The organism is Leucobacter tardus, assembly GCF_017583045.1.
Classification (GTDB): Bacteria; Actinomycetota; Actinomycetes; order Actinomycetales; family Microbacteriaceae; genus Leucobacter; species Leucobacter tardus.
The window spans coordinates 294,795-309,172 of sequence record NZ_JAGFBF010000001.1 but is presented as its reverse complement, the minus strand read 5'-3'; the positions used below and the strand labels follow the sequence as shown (position 1 = coordinate 309,172).

16 protein-coding genes and 1 pseudogene are annotated in these 14,378 nt (G+C 65.9%); 10 read left to right on the top strand and 7 right to left on the bottom strand.

Features of this window, described 5'->3' with window-relative positions:
- Positions 1–98 precede the first annotated feature (98 nt).
- The 6 genes from J4H85_RS01435 to J4H85_RS01410 all read left to right on the top strand — a co-directional run bounded on the left by J4H85_RS01435 (position 99) and on the right by J4H85_RS01410 (position 5,424).
- Positions 99–992, top strand: a complete 894-nt coding sequence (locus tag J4H85_RS01435; protein ID WP_208236193.1) for a CPBP family intramembrane glutamic endopeptidase — start codon at positions 99–101, stop codon at positions 990–992.
- Between the two features lie 38 nt (positions 993–1,030).
- On the top strand, positions 1,031–2,374 hold the full coding sequence (locus J4H85_RS01430; RefSeq protein ID WP_208236192.1) for an AI-2E family transporter: 1,344 nt from the start codon (positions 1,031–1,033) through the stop codon (positions 2,372–2,374).
- A 49-nt stretch (positions 2,375–2,423) separates the two neighbouring features.
- Positions 2,424–2,657 carry a hypothetical protein gene (locus tag J4H85_RS01425; RefSeq protein WP_208236190.1) on the top strand — a complete coding sequence of 78 codons (234 nt, stop codon included), beginning with the start codon at positions 2,424–2,426 and terminating at the stop codon, positions 2,655–2,657.
- A gap of 44 nt (positions 2,658–2,701) precedes the next feature.
- Entirely contained in the window at positions 2,702–3,031 is a 330-nt protein-coding gene (locus J4H85_RS01420) for a DUF4333 domain-containing protein (RefSeq protein ID WP_208236188.1), read from the top strand.
- Between the two features lie 110 nt (positions 3,032–3,141).
- A complete protein-coding gene (locus tag J4H85_RS01415) occupies positions 3,142–3,345 on the top strand; it encodes a hypothetical protein (RefSeq protein WP_208236186.1) in 204 nt (67 codons plus the stop codon).
- A gap of 159 nt (positions 3,346–3,504) precedes the next feature.
- The gene (locus J4H85_RS01410; RefSeq protein ID WP_208236184.1) at positions 3,505–5,424 is read left to right on the top strand and encodes a serine hydrolase domain-containing protein; all 1,920 of its coding nucleotides are present in this window, start codon (positions 3,505–3,507) and stop codon (positions 5,422–5,424) included.
- A gap of 127 nt (positions 5,425–5,551) precedes the next feature.
- On the opposite strand, the gene J4H85_RS01405 is transcribed toward J4H85_RS01410, so the two are convergent.
- Together J4H85_RS01405 and ybaK are read right to left on the bottom strand one after the other, a co-directional pair.
- On the bottom strand, positions 5,552–5,872 hold the full coding sequence (locus tag J4H85_RS01405) for a DUF7882 family protein (protein WP_208236182.1): 321 nt from the start codon (positions 5,870–5,872) through the stop codon (positions 5,552–5,554).
- Between the two features lie 74 nt (positions 5,873–5,946).
- Positions 5,947–6,453: a Cys-tRNA(Pro) deacylase gene (gene ybaK / locus J4H85_RS01400; RefSeq protein ID WP_307863307.1), complete on the bottom strand. Its 507-nt coding sequence runs from the start codon at positions 6,451–6,453 to the stop codon at positions 5,947–5,949.
- 61 nt (positions 6,454–6,514) lie between these two features.
- Here ybaK and J4H85_RS01395 point away from each other — a divergent pair, with 61 nt between their 5' ends.
- From J4H85_RS01395 to J4H85_RS01385, 3 genes and pseudogenes are all read left to right on the top strand, one after another.
- The gene (locus J4H85_RS01395; protein WP_208236178.1) at positions 6,515–6,994 is read left to right on the top strand and encodes a hypothetical protein; all 480 of its coding nucleotides are present in this window, start codon (positions 6,515–6,517) and stop codon (positions 6,992–6,994) included.
- Positions 6,995–7,164: 170 nt separating this feature from the next.
- A complete protein-coding gene (locus tag J4H85_RS01390; protein WP_208236176.1) occupies positions 7,165–7,740 on the top strand; it encodes a TetR/AcrR family transcriptional regulator in 576 nt (191 codons plus the stop codon).
- A 169-nt stretch (positions 7,741–7,909) separates the two neighbouring features.
- Positions 7,910–9,583: pseudogene (locus tag J4H85_RS01385) on the top strand (amidase); the annotation flags it as partial.
- Positions 9,584–9,968: 385 nt separating this feature from the next.
- Here the strand turns inward: J4H85_RS01385 and J4H85_RS01380 are convergent.
- The 3 genes from J4H85_RS01380 to J4H85_RS01370 all read right to left on the bottom strand — a co-directional run bounded on the left by J4H85_RS01380 (position 9,969) and on the right by J4H85_RS01370 (position 11,753).
- Positions 9,969–10,604, bottom strand: a complete 636-nt coding sequence (locus J4H85_RS01380) for a Type 1 glutamine amidotransferase-like domain-containing protein (RefSeq protein WP_208236172.1) — start codon at positions 10,602–10,604, stop codon at positions 9,969–9,971.
- 71 nt (positions 10,605–10,675) lie between these two features.
- A complete protein-coding gene (locus J4H85_RS01375) occupies positions 10,676–11,002 on the bottom strand; it encodes a mycothiol transferase (protein ID WP_208236170.1) in 327 nt (108 codons plus the stop codon).
- A 70-nt stretch (positions 11,003–11,072) separates the two neighbouring features.
- The gene (locus J4H85_RS01370; protein ID WP_208236168.1) at positions 11,073–11,753 is read right to left on the bottom strand and encodes a hypothetical protein; all 681 of its coding nucleotides are present in this window, start codon (positions 11,751–11,753) and stop codon (positions 11,073–11,075) included.
- Positions 11,754–11,823: 70 nt separating this feature from the next.
- Between J4H85_RS01370 and J4H85_RS01365 the strand changes: the two genes are divergently transcribed.
- A complete protein-coding gene (locus J4H85_RS01365) occupies positions 11,824–12,108 on the top strand; it encodes a YrhK family protein (protein WP_208236166.1) in 285 nt (94 codons plus the stop codon).
- 25 nt (positions 12,109–12,133) lie between these two features.
- Here the strand turns inward: J4H85_RS01365 and J4H85_RS01360 are convergent, their stop codons facing one another.
- Both J4H85_RS01360 and J4H85_RS01355 read right to left on the bottom strand, forming a co-directional pair.
- Positions 12,134–13,096: a 2-hydroxyacid dehydrogenase gene (locus tag J4H85_RS01360; RefSeq protein WP_208236164.1), complete on the bottom strand. Its 963-nt coding sequence runs from the start codon at positions 13,094–13,096 to the stop codon at positions 12,134–12,136.
- Positions 13,093–14,286 carry a pyridoxal phosphate-dependent aminotransferase gene (locus J4H85_RS01355; protein WP_208236162.1) on the bottom strand — a complete coding sequence of 398 codons (1,194 nt, stop codon included), beginning with the start codon at positions 14,284–14,286 and terminating at the stop codon, positions 13,093–13,095. The genes J4H85_RS01360 and J4H85_RS01355 overlap by 4 nt, the downstream gene beginning before the upstream one ends.
- Positions 14,287–14,378 lie beyond the last annotated feature (92 nt).

Sequence of the window (14,378 nt, the reverse complement as noted above, 5' to 3'; positions counted from 1 at the left end):
GCAGGGCGCAGATGTGAGATCCGGCAGTGCATGCATAAGCCGACGAGGATACGTCTCGCGCTTGAGCTCGACGCGACGTCAACGTTTTGACTGGGTCCATGACTCCGCACGCGACATCTTCGACTCCCGATTCCCGCACGACCTATGTCACCGCGCTGCGCCTCGACGGCGGGCGCTGGCGCCCGATCATCGCGATCACATCTGGGATGACGATCTTCCTTCTGCTGGTCTTCGTGGCGAGTACCCCGGTGGCGATCGCCATCGACACCACTCTCGGAATCGCGCCCTACGACCCTGATGCGCCCACCATCACGGTCGGACTGTGGGCGGGAGGGAATCTGCTTCTCGCAGCTCTCATCCCCATCTCCGCGCTGTTGCAATGGGGAATCTTCGGAGTTCGGCCCGGTCGATTATCATCCGTGAGCGGCCGTTTCAGGTGGCGGTGGCTCGCCGAAGTGGCCGTCATCTTCGTGCCGCTGTGGCTCGTGGTGACCGCTGTGCTGCAGAGTATTGCCCCGGCGCAAGGGGCACCGGTCTCAGGAACGGCTCTGCTGTTGATTCTCATGTGCTTGACGGCCGTGCCGCTGCAGTCGGCCGGAGAAGAATGGTTGTTCCGAGGCTTGCTGTTCCGTGCGGTCGGCGCGCTTTTCGCGTGTCGGAGAGTCGCGGTGGTCGTCGCGGTCATCACGACATCGCTCGCGTTCGCGGTGGTGCACGCTCCCGGTTCTGCATGGGCTCTCGGGTATTACCTCGTGATGGGAGTCTGCTTCGCTGCGCTCACGCACACGACCGGAGGGCTCGAAGCAAGTTCGTTGGCCCACGCAACGGGCAATACGCTGCTCACTCTGCCGATAGTGCTGACCGGGGGACTCAATGACCTCGCGACGCTCGACGGCCCGGTGTACCTCGTCCCCGCGGCAGCAATGATGCTCGCCACCGTCGTGATCGGCTGGCGCGCACGGCGACGCGGCCTGACTCCGCGGACCGTATGAGGTGCCGGAACATGAAACCCGCGTGCCAGGATGTACCGATGAGCGCACCTGACACACCCGAACCGACGGAGAGCCACGCGCCTCCACGGTTGACGGAAGAAGAACGTATCCAGAACGACGTGCCGTGGGGTGTTCGAATCGCCGCCGCATGGTCGTGGCGCATCATCATCATCCTGATCCTGACGGGTACGTTGATCTGGCTGCTGGGCCACCTCTCGCTGCTGTTGATCCCGCTCCTCGTCGCCGCACTGCTTGCGACGCTCTTGCGTCCCCTGCACGACCTGCTCGTGAAGCTCAAGTTTCCGAGGTTTCTGGCGGCGATCACGACACTCATCGTGCTGATCGCGTTCGTCACCGGCCTGTTGTTCCTCGTCAGCCAGCAGCTGTTCCGCGGGTTCTCAGAGATGGCGAATCAGGTTACTGAAGGTCTCTTCAAGCTCGTCACCGTCGCTGAGGACACGGCAGCGAATCTGGGTGTCCAGTTGTCGACGGATCAGATCAACCAGGGTCTCGAGGAGGGGCTGGCGTATCTGCAGGAGAACGCCGATGCCATTCTCGGCGGCGCGATCGCCATCAGTTCGACCGCGGGCAGTGTCATCGTCGGGAGCATCCTCGCCCTGTTCACGCTGGTGTTCTTCCTCGCCGACGGACGGAAGATCTGGGACTTCCTGGTGCTGTTCGCTCCCGGTCAGCACCGAGCAGCCATCCACGGAGCCGGCCGTCACGGGTGGACCGCACTCGGTTCATACATGCGGGTGCAGGTCTTCGTCGCCGGCGTCGATGCAGTCGGAATCGGCGTGGGCGCTGCCCTCCTGGGCGTGCCGCTGGCGCTGCCCGTGGCGGTTCTGGTCTTCCTCGGATCGTTCATCCCGATCGTGGGCGCCGTGGTCACCGGCGCCGTAGCCGTGATCCTCGCCCTGGTGGCCAACGGGTGGGGCAACGCGCTCCTCATGCTGGGTGTCGTGCTCCTGGTGCAGCAGATCGAATCGAACATCTTGCAACCCATCGTGATGGGCAAAGCCGTCCGACTGCACCCCCTCGCAGTGATTCTCGCGGTCACCGCCGGTACGACGCTGCTGGACCTCGCGGGTGCGCTGCTCGCGGTGCCGGTTCTGGCGTTCGTGAACCGCGCGACTCGATATCTGAAGCACGAAGAGTGGCGCGGAGATCCGGAGGCCAGAGCGATGGAGCAGCGTGAGAAAGAGGCGGCCGTGAAGCGGTCGGCTCAGCAGGAAGCCCTGGCGGTTCAAGACCGCCTGGCATGGATGAGCGTGATCCGTCGCTTCACGAAGCGTCCGGCAGGATCGGGTGCCGTCGACGCGGCGCCCGTCGACGGCACGGACGCGGTGACGGACGGCACCGAGGCACCCGACCGCGAGTGAACAGTCCTGCGCGTTGCGATCCTCGTGGCCGGACTGTTTGACTGCACGAATGACTCCGCAGCGAAAACAGATGCTCGTCGTGATCAGCAGCGTGCTCATCGCCTTCGTCGTGAACGGGGCGCTCGAGATGGTGACCGACATGCATCTCGCTGTCAGGTGGGCGCTGGCGATACTCGCCTCCATCATCTTCACGGCCGCGATCGAGAGCATGCGGCGCGCGCGTTCTCGGAATCGAGATCGTGACTGGGGCTCTCGGGATCGGAACTCTGGGGCATCGGAATGAGCATCGCGCCGCGGAGGGTGCGTTGCGCCCCCTAGGCTGGGAGCATGTTCACGCGGTCAGTCGCTCTCGTCTCACTCGGCCTCCTCGCTACGGCGCTCCTGTCGGGATGCACGGTGAGCGCCGACGCGAACCTCACGGTCCCGGCGTCCGACATCGCGGATACTTCAGCCGGGGCGCTCGAGGAGCAGATCGGTCTTCGCCCCGAGATGGACTGCGGCGATGAGCAGGTGGACCTCGTCGATGGAACGGTCGTCGACTGCGTGCTGACCGACCCGAACACCGGCTCGACGTTCGACGCGCCCGTCACCATCGACGACGTGGACGGCACCGATTACACGGTCTCCGTCGAGGTCGCGGAGACGCCCCAGGGGTAGGGTCCTCGCCGTTCGCCGGACGCCGTTCGCCGGACGCGTACCCGATGGCTCGAGGTTGCCCTGAGCACCCTCCGGGCGTGAGACTCGGAGTCGAACCGGAGAGGGGATGCATGAGATTCGTGGTGGGAGCAGGCTTCGTTCTGCTGGGCGTGGTGGTCCTGGTGCTGAAAGCATTCGGTGCGGTCTCCGAGCTCACGACGACGATCACGTTGACCGCACTGCTCGTGACCGCGGTGCTCACGGCGATCATCTGGCAGATCATTCGCACGCAGCGACGCGCGAGACGCTACGCGGAGTCCTCAGGCCGCTCGTGAACCTCGGCGTCACCGCCTGATCGGCGCCCAAGGTGTCGCATGCATCCCACCGGCGAGTCGCACGATAGATTCATTCCAGGATTGATCTTTCCGTTTTGCCGAACCCGAGGAACTCAGATGCTCGCTCATGCCCGGCGAATCGCTCACGGTGCTGTGCTGATGACGATCACCCTGACGCTCATTGCGGCCGGGGGCGCAACTGCGCACGCAACGGCACCGGCGCGGGATGCCCACCCGCTCGTGCGAGAAGACGTCGATGCGTGGCTGGACGGATTCCTCCCGCCTCTGCTCGAGCGAGAGGGCATCGTCGGGGCGACCGTTGCGGTCGTCGGCAACGGCGAGGTCGTGACCGAACGCGGTTTCGGCACGACTGACGAGGTCGAGGGTGCGGCCGTAGATCCCCACCAAAGTCTGTTCCGGATCGGCTCGATCTCGAAACTGGTCACCGCCACCGCCGTGATGCAGCTCGTCGAACGCGATCTCCTCGATCTCGATGTGCCGGTGCAGCAATACCTCGATTTCGAGCTCGACACTCAGTTCGCGGAGCCGGTCACGCTGCGTCACCTCCTGACCCATACGGCCGGATTCGAAGACAAGGTCGCCGGAGTCATCGGCGATCCCGACACCGCAGCCCCCACTCTGCGAGACGCCGTCACCATTGACCCGCCCGAGCAGATCTTCCGCCCGGGCACCACTCCCGCGTATTCGAACTACTCGAACGGTCTCGCCGCGTATGTAGTCGAACATGTCATGGAAGAGCCATACGCCGACTATGTGCAGCGGGAGATCTTCGACCCGGCAGGCATGCGCCACGCCACCCTCGAGCAGCCGCTCCCCTCGGACGCTCAAGCAACACTGTCGAAGGGGTACGATCACGCCGGCGGAGCCGAGATCCCGTTCGAGATGAACTCGCCGGCCCCCGCCGGAGCGATATCGGCGACCGCATCCGACATGAGCGCGTTCATGCTCGCCCAGTTGCCCGATCGTACGACGCTGCTCGGTCCATCGGCCCTCGAGCAACTCCACCAACCCGCGCTGACCGCGGATGACCTCGGAGGGCTCGCTCTCGGACCCCGCATGGCGCTGGGCTTCTTCGAAAGCGACCGCAACGGACATCGCGTGATCAGTCATGGTGGAGACCTGACCGCGTTCCACGCGCAACTCGACCTGTACCCCGAAGACCGGTCTGGGATCTTCATCTCGTTGAACAGCACCGGACTTCGGGGGGACGCCACGACGGCGATACGCGACACGCTGTCGCAGGCTTTCGCGGATCGCTACTTCCCGGATCAGCGTGCTGGCATCGGCGACGTCACGAACACCGCCGCCCAGCACGCCGACGCGATCACCGGCTCGTATCAGGTCGCCAGGCGCGGAGAGACGACGTTCATGCGACTGTTCTTCGCGCTCTCCAGCGTCGAGATCGCGCAAGGGAGTGGGGAGACCGTCACCATTTCCGCGCTCACGGACGCCAGCGGAACACCGGTGGAGTTCATCGAGGTGGAGCCCTGGGTGTGGCAGGAGGTCGACGGGATGCGGCGCGTTCCCGTCGATCAGCGTGACGGCGAGGTGCGGGCTGTCGGACTCAATCCGGCCTTCGCGCTGCAGCCGATGCCCGAGAGTCGAGCGGTGCTTGCCGGTCTCGCCGTCGCCGCGCTGGTGATTCTGGCAGCCGCGCTGGTCACCGCGCCGCTGCCGATGCTGATGCGTCGTTGGTACCGGCGACCTCGACCGACGGCTCCCGGCGAGAGGATCCTGACTCGTGCTCGTCTCGCTGCGCTCATCGCACTCGTCGGTGCCGGAGCACTGTGGGCGGTGATCGCCTCCGCGTTGCTGTCGGACGGTCCGCCGGTGTCCGGGGTGCTCATCCGGAGCGCTCAGATCCTCACACTGCTCGCAGTGCTGGGCATCATTCCTGCCGCTCTCACGGTGTGGGTGCGTGGTCGGCAGATCGGGTCGAGCCCCGGTACGCGATCATGGTTCGGCCTCGGGACGTCCGTCGTCGTCGCGTCGGGTTTCGCGGCGCTCGGGTACGTCGCGGTGGTCGGCGGCTTGCTCGCGCCGAGCATCACCTACTAGACGCTCCCCGCGCCGTCGTCGGACCGGTGCACGAGTGCGGGTACCGCGCGCACCGAGATCCAGCCAGGTTCATCGCCAGTCATACACCAACGACCGAGCGGCACGACCATGCTCGCGTCGTCGGATGTCAGTAGTGCTCCTTCGCGTACCGCTCCGCCTGCTCTTCCGACATGACCTGCATGCCGTAGGGCTGGTTCGCCGTGTCTTCAAGCACTTTCACCCACACGGGATTGATCTCTGGCTGCCGTCCTCCCGAGTACCGGACCGTGAGGGGTACGTATGGCGAGATCCAGATCGCCATACGCCCATCTCCCTCTTTCAAGGACTTGTTCCAGTTCAAGAAGAACGGCTCGAAACGCCGGAGCTTCTGCCCGGTCGCGGTCTTGATGTGCGCGAGCAACCTGTCCTCGAAGTCGTAGTCTTGACCGTCGTAGTGAAGGTGTCCCATGAACTTAGAATGCCATTTCGGTGTGTTTTTCGCCACACGGGCGCACGGAACTCCGTGAGAGGGGAGAGAGACGCTCACGATTCGCGTGTGAGCCGAGCCGAGATCGCCTCGGTAACCGCGATCACGGCGGTGGTTGCGATCTCGACTTCGAGCCCGCGGCGGCCGGCACTGACCCAGATCGTCTCGTGATCCAGCGCGTGCTCATCGATCACGGTGCGCAACCGTCTGCGCTGCCCGAACGGTGAGATTCCGCCGGTGACGTACCCGGTCGCGCGTTCGGCCAGAGCGGCGTCGGCCAGCGATGCCCGTCGACCGTGCACGGTCGCAGCGAGCGCCTTGAGGTCGAGGCGTGCGGTCACCGGCACGATCGCCACGACGAGAGCCTCGTCGACCACGGTCACCAGCGTCTTGAAGACGCGCGCCGGATCTGCGCCCAGTGCCTCGGCGGCCTCCAGTCCGTAGGGCAGTGCGCTCGAGGGATCGTGCGCGAACTCGTGCACGACGTGAGCGATGTCTGCAAGGTGCAAGACCTGCAGCGCGGGAGTCGCGGGGGCTCGTCGCGCCGACCGGGAGGGTTTCACCCTTTCATTGTGCCTCGAGAGGCGACGGCGATGGGGTGGCGCGGACCCGTACACTCGGACCATGCCAGCACCCTTCGCCGAGGCTCAGCAGCGAATCATCGCCCTGAATGCGGACACCCTGCCCTTCGTCATCGAGCCGACACCGGAGGGTGCGGTCGCGCGGTGGAAATGGGCAGATGCCCGGTGGCACAACATCCTCGCCGCCGGCGCATACGAGCAGGAGTACGAGCTGCGTATCGTGCTCGATCCCGCGCAGGCGACGTGGCAGTTCTCGGAGTTCACCAGCGGGAGCGAGACGAGCGTTGGGATCTCCGGCGCGAGCTTCTCGTCCACCCAGTTCCGGGGTCGGGTGTACCAGCGGTCGTTCAGGAAGGACTTCGCGGTAGGGGCGGAATCGTCGGACCGTCACGGAATCACCTCCGGGCACGGTTGGGAGACACGCTTCTCGACTGAAGATGTCAAGCGACCGATCGTCGACGCCCTCACCGGCCTCGGCTGGTCACAGCGGCGAGGGTTCTGGTCGCGGCTCTTCGGCGGGTGAGGCTCCCCGCGCCCGAGTGCCATCGTGGAGGACTCGCTACAGTGAGACCATCATGAGGGCCTGGACCGAGACGGTACGGTCCTCCACCCGTATGGCACGACTGAAGGAGTCCCGACATCGCGCGTCCGCCCCAACCTCTGCTCAGTCGAAGCCTGATCGCCTCGACCGCGTTGGCACTCATCGATCGTGATGGTGCCCCGGGGGCGAGCATTCGGCGCGTGGCAGCCGAGCTCAACGTCAATCCGGCATCCCTCTACAACCACGTGCCCAATCGAGCCGCCATGATCGAGGATGTTCGGGCGCTGGTATCCGCGCGCATCGTCTCGGCACCACTCCGTGAGCTGACGTGGGAGGACGGACTCCGGGAGTGGGCACGCTCGTACCGTCTCGCCTTCGCGCAGCACCCGCTCGTCGTCCCGATCCTGATGACGACCCCGGCATCGTCGTCTGTGCTGCTCGCGGAGTACGAGGATTTCGCGATCGCCGCCCAATCGGTGGGTTGGTCCAGCAGCGAAGTCCTCCCGTTGCTGACCGCATTCGAGTCGTTCATCCTCGGAAGCGTGCTCGATCTGGCCGGGCCCGCTGTCATGTTCGATCCTGCCGGGCAGGAGGCGTCCTTCCCGAATTTCGCCCGTGCGTACGCATCGCTCTCGGAAGAAGATCCCCAGGACCCGGTGGCGACGCGCGCCTTCGAAATGGGTCTGTCGATGCTCGTGGCGAACGCTCGACCCCGAAGCGCAACCTGACATCGGACTGAGTTCGACTCGGGCAGATTCTCATGCCTTCGGCGGCGAACCCGGTGCGCTGTGCCGTCACGAAGTGGTGCATCGACTGGTACAGATGAAACAAACAGTGTATGTTTTAGCATCAGCGCGCGAGTGCGCGCATGTCGATCGAATGAAGGTGAGCACTGTCATGCCACGCCGTTTCTCCGTAGTGGAGGCCACTATCGATGACCTGCACGACGCTCTGGCAGTCGGTGCGACCACCAGCGTCGAACTGGTGGCGCGGTACCTGAACCGTGTCGCAGCGTTCGATCGGTCGGGGCCCCGCCTCAACGCGATGACCACGGTGAATCCTCGTGCCTTCGAGGAGGCGCGGGATTCCGATATCCGACGCGCTTCCGGGTGCCCGCTCGGTCCGCTCGACGGCATCCCGTTCACTGCGAAAGACAGCTACTGCGTGACGGGCCTTCCGGTTGCGGCCGGGTCGCCGGCGTTCGAGAAGCTCATCGCCCAGTACGATGCGTTCGCCGTGCAACAGCTCCGCGAGGCGGGTGCGGTGTTCCTCGGGCTGACGAATATGCCGCCGATGGCCGCAGGCGGTATGCAGCGCGGGCTCTCCGGGCGGGCCGAATCGCCCTACCACCCGGACTACCTGACTTCGGCATTCGGATCGGGATCCTCGAATGGATCCGGCACAGCGACGGCGGCCTCCTTCGCTGCGTTCGGTCTGGGCGAGGAGACCTGGTCGTCGGGCCGAGCACCCGCGTCGAACAACTCGCTCGTCGCCTACACGCCGTCCCGGGGCATGATCTCTGTGCGCGGAAACTGGCCGCTCGTGCCGACCATGGATGTCGTCGTGCCGCACACGCGGTCGGTGACTGACCTGAAGCATGTTCTCGATGTGCTCCTCGTGGACGACCCCGAGGCAGCGGGTGATTTCTGGCGGACGCAACCGTTCGTTCCGATCCCGGCACCCTCTACCGTGGTCAACGAATCTCCGTCGCAGATCCCGGACCTGCCTCTGGCCGGCGTGCGGTTCGCCGTGCCCCGGATCTACGTCAATGGTGACCCCGATAGCACGTACCCGATCGATACCCGTGATTCCGTCATACAGCTCTGGAGAGAGATGTGCGAGGACCTCGAGCGCGCAGGTGCCGAGGTGATCGAAACCTCCTTCCCCGTGGTCGACAACTACGAGGGTCTCCATCCCGGCGACCCCAGCATCAGCGATCGCGGCTGGGTGAGCGACGCGTTCCTCCGTGACGAGATCGGCGCGCTCTCCGTCTGGGCGATGGACGACTTCCTGCAGCGCAACGGTGACCCGCAGTTGTGCCGCCTGAAGGATGTCGAGGCATCCCGGGTATTCCCCGCCCCCACGGGTTCACTGCCCGATCGCTTCGGCGTCTTCGACTTCGACATCGCCTACGACATCGCCGACTATGTGGATCGAGCCGCAGATGGAGTCGTGTCGTGGCAGGATATCGGTTCTCTGGAGCACGGGGTGCGCGGTCTCGAGCGCACCCGTCAGGTGGACTTCGAATCGTGGTTGACGGAGCACAAGTTCGACGCCGTGATCTTTCCGTCCGCTGCGGATGTCGGACCCTCGGACGCCGACACGAACCCCGCATCGGCAGACCTCGCCTGGAAGAACGGGGTGTGGGTCTCGAACGGCAACCTCGTGCCCCGTCACCTCGGCATTCCCACGGTGACCCTTCCGCTGGGCATCATGCGCGACACCCGTATGCCGGTGGGGCTCACTATCGCCGGGGCCGCGTACGCGGACGTGCGACTCGTGCAGGTCGCGTCAGCCATTGAACGGATGCGTGTGCGCCGCGGCGTGCCGCAGCGCACACCGGAACTCGACGAAGAACAGGTCTTCGCGGACGCCGTCGCGGCGCGGCCCGGAGCCGTGGCGGTGCAGTGCGATACCGTCACGGTGACGAGTGACGACCAGCGCACCGTTGTCGGGATCACCGCCCACGTCGTCGGAGGAACGGCAGCGGAGTGCGCCGTGTTCGTCGATGGCGTGCGAGTGCCGGCCAGCCTCGAGGCGAACCGGATCAGCGGCGACGTCGTGAGTGACGCCGGTCGATACGAACATCGGCACAGCGAGTGGCGACCCGCATACGGTCCGTTGGTGGTGGTCGTTGTCCGATCCGCCGAGGGAGCCGTCGCCGGCACCGTCGCAACGTCGTCGGGTTCACCCTTGTAGGCCGCCCGCGCCCCTCCGGCGCCTCGGTACCGGTGCATCACGTCTCGAGTGACTCCACGATGGTCTGTTGCCCGCCATGGATGAGCAGTGCCTGGTCGTCTCGGACCGGTCGCAGCTCATGCGAGTCTCCGAACCGTGACAGCGTCTTCTGGATGAGTGCGGGCGGGTACGGGGGCAGCTGACCGTCGGCGTGGGGGATGACCGTGGCGCTGATGAGGCCCAGGCCGGTCGTGTCCGTCAGTAGGGGACCGTCGGCGGGGTCGTCCATCAGGGACGCCGGAGCGACATCGGGCCCAGTGATGATCGACCCGGCACTGCAGCCGATGTACGGCAACCCGGCGCGTACGTGAGAGACGATGATGGCGTCATTGCCCGTGATCCTGAGCGCTTCGAGGAGGGCGAAGGTGCTGCCGCCCGCGACATAGATCGCGTCGAGGTCGGTGAGTCGTGCGTCCAGTTGAGCGGGTGCGAGGGTGCGGCACTCGATGCGCTCCACCTCGTGTCCGAGCGCGCGGATGCGCTCGTACTCCGCAGCCACGAAGGGCGCGTCGCCGTACGCGGCCTGCGCGTCGGTCACGTATCCGATGCGCAGAGCCCGCCCGGTCGAGGCGAACAAGGCGTCGAGAAATGAGGCGACGGCGCCGGTGTGGAGTGAGAGAAGGAGCAGGTGCACCCTCACAGGCTATGGGGCACCCCCGACAACGCGCGCCCTACCGCGCGGCCGCGCGCCTCACGTCTCGCGGGTCAGCGACCGGTGGCTCCGTCGATGAGCTCGCGGAGGATGTCGGCGTGGCCGGCGTGGCGGCCGGTCTCCTCGATCATGTGCGTGAGCGCCCATCGCGTGCTCGCCTCTTCAACGTGCGCGAGGTGATTCAGCAGTCCCAACAGTGTGGTTCCCGACGGCACCTGAGCCGTGCGTACAGCCGGCTCGGGTGCGGTCTCTATTTTGTGCGCGATCGATTGGCGCAGGTAATCGAGGAAGCCGCGCAGCACCTCCGCTTCGGAGCCGCCGGTTCTCGGTGGAGGTGCATCCCGGCGACGAGCCGCCCGTGCGGGTGTCGCAGAGGTCATGGCATCCACGATCACATCTCACGAACCGGTGACGCGAGTATCCTTGCGCTATTGGCACGCGCCATCGATGTCAGCGCGACCTCCGCTGCCCTGAAGCTGCACGCTTCCGGATGCGCGCCCACAGTGGATCCTGCTCGGCGGCACCCGACACGATCCGCAGCACGCCTCCCAACTGACCGACACCGGAGACCGCACTGATCACGCCGACAATGGCCGCGGCGGAGGAGTAGGGTGTCGCGGCGGTGCCGAAGTCGCGGATGGCGAGCGCGATCCCGCCGATCGCCAGCAGCAGCGCGAGTGTTCCGGTCACGAGACGCAGAAGAATCCTTGGTTCGAAGTTCACCGTTCGGGCGTGCAGCCACCCCAAAGCCCGTCGCGGGAGCTGTCCCTGAGCGTACGAAAACCGCATCCACCAGGTCGCAGCCGAGGCGAGCCGGCGCCCGGACCACCACAGCATCGCCAGCACGGCGATCCCCGTGAGCGCGACACCGGCGGCGATCATCGTTGCGACGAGGTCGATCCCCATCAGGGGACCACCCATGAGGCGCGCGGTCTCGGCGACGCCGATGGCGACGAAGGATCCGGAGATTGCGAGCGTGAAACCGAGCAGCCCGAGCGCCCAACGCGACCAGCGCTCGAAGTCGGCGCGAAGTACGTCGATCGCGTGAGCGGAATTCGCGGGCGCTGCCTCCGCCGACTCCGCTGCGGCCAGGTACGGTCGCGAGGTGGAGCGAATGAACGCGAAAGGCATGCGTTCAGGCTAGCGCGCGGCAGCGGCGGGGTGGTGGCACTCTCGGTCTCGCTCCGGTAGACCTGGAGGGGTGGAACGCAGCGGAACAGACCTCACACTCACCATCGGTGACGAAGAACTCATCCTCCGTGGTCGCTACGAGGTGCTCAGCATCGTCAACGACATCATGGTCGCCATCTGGTTCATCGTCGGGAGCGTGCTCTTCTTCTCCGAGCAGACCACAACGATCGGCACCTGGCTGTTCCTCGCCGGGAGCGTGCAGCTCTTGATCCGCCCCGTGATCCGGCTCTCGCGTCACGTGCATCTGCGCAGGCTCGACGCACACGGCCCGAAGGAGTCGAGCGACGACTTCTGAGTCGGCGGTGCTGGCGCGCGCGGCTTCAGGCCCGGATCGGGGTGGGCGGGGTCTCGCCGCTGAGCACCGCGAGCGCGTTCTCCGCTGCGAGAACCGCCATTGCCGTGCGCGTTTCCACCGTCGCCGATCCGAGGTGGGGGATCAGCACGACGTTGTCGAGCTCGAGCAGGTCCGGCTCGACGCGGGGCTCCCGTTCGTAGACGTCCAGTCCCGCACCGGCGATGGTTCCGTCGCGCAGGGCGACCGCGAGCGCAGCCTCGTCCACGATCGGTCCGCGCGCAGTGTTGACGAGAGTGGCCGAGTCCTTCATCGCGGCGAACTCCGCTGCGCCGAAGAGATGATGCGTGTCCGGGGTGAACGGGCAGTGCACCGACACCACGTCCGATACCGCGAGCAACTCGTCGAGATCCACACGTCGAGCCTCCAGCTCGTCCGCGATCGCGGGATCGATCTCGCTCCGTGATTGATAGACGATCTCCATGCCGAACGCACGCGCGCGGCGAGCGGTGGCCTGCCCGATGCCGCCCATGCCGACGACGCCGAGCGTCTTCCCCTGCAGACCGCTGCCGAGCAGGAAGAACATGCCCCACTTCCAGGCCTCGCCCGAGCGGACCAGTCGTTCGCCCTCGCCGAGACGACGCGTCGCCATGAGGATGAGGGAGAACGCGATGTCCGCGGTGGCCTCCGTCAGGACGCCGGGGGTGTTGGTCGCGATGACCCCGCGCGCGGTGCACGCCGCGACGTCGACGTTGTCGTAGCCCACCGCCACGTTCGCCACCACTTTCAGCTGCGGACCCGCGGCATCGAGCAGTTCGGCGTCCACCTGCTCGGTGAGGAGGGTGACGATGGCGTCGGCTCCCGCAACACGACTCAGCAGTTCTGAGCGGCTGATCGAGTCGGACTCCGACCAGGCGTCGACATCGTGTTCGGCGCGGAGCTTCTCGATCGCGGCATCCGGGATCCGTCCGGTGACGACCACGCGGCTCATGCGTTGACCCAGTCGCGCAGCGTGCCGAGGCCCTCGCGGATGTCGGTGAGGTCGATGCCGGAGTAGGCGAGCCTGATGTACCGGCGGTCTTCACCCGGCTGGCTGCGCCCGAAGTGCTCCCGGGTGCAGAACGAGACGCCCGTCTCGTGCAGGGCATCCGCCGCGAACGCGCCGACCTCGGTGTACCCCTTGCGCTGCATGGCCTCGGTGACATCGGGGAACAGGTAGAACGTGGACTGCGGGATCGCGACGCGGAATCCGGAGATCGTGTTGACGATCTCGCAGGCGGCGTCGCGGCGCTCGCGGAGGGTGTCGAGCATGTGCGCGACGGGTTCCTGGGTGCCCTGCAGTGCTGCGATGCCCGCCCACTGGACGTAGTGCGTGGTGCACGACTCGTCATTCGTGTTGAGGGTCGACAGCACCTGCGCGACCTCGGTCGGTGCGACGGCGCAGCCCAGACGGGAACCCGTCATCGCGAACTTCTTGCTGAACGTGTAGAGGATCACGGTGCGCTCGGCCATGCCGGGGATCGAGGTGATCGAGGTCGACTCGCCCTCGTAACGGGTCTCGAAGTATGCCTCGTCCGAGAGCACCCAGAGATCGTGTTCGATGGCGAGCTGCGCGATCGCCTCGCGCTCCGCCTCGGTGGACTCTGCAGAGATCGGGTTCTGCAGGTCGTTGTAGATGATCGCGACGGTGTTCGGGGTGATGGATGACCGGATCTGTTCGATGTCGATCGCGAAGCCGGCGTCCGTCGGCAGGTAGCGGTACGGCACTGCGGTGCCGCCGAGGTACTCGATCTGGGACTCGTAGATCGGGAAGCCGGGGTTCGGGTAGAGCACCTCTTGACCCGGGTTCATGACCGCCTGGAGGAACTTGGTGATGACGGGCTTCCCACCGGTCATCACGACGACGTTCTCGGGCTTCACCGATGTGCCGCGACGCGCGCCGATGTCGTCGGCGAGAGCTTCGCGCAGTGGCGGAATGCCCGGGCCGGGGCAGTAGCCCGTTCGTCCGTCGGTGATCGCACGGTTCATCGCGTCGATGATGTGAGGAGCGGTGGGAATGTTGATGTCGCCCAGGTGGAACGGGTACACCCGGTTTCCCTGAGCGGTCCATGCCGCGGCGGCCTGGGCGACCGCGAACGCGGTTTCGGTCCCCAGTCGGTCGAGTCTCTGTGCAAGCTCCATGATTCACCTCTTCGTCGACGGTGCGAATGTGATCTCGTGCTCGGCATCGCAGCGGATGACAAACTGATATATCACTTTGTCCGCGAGCATAA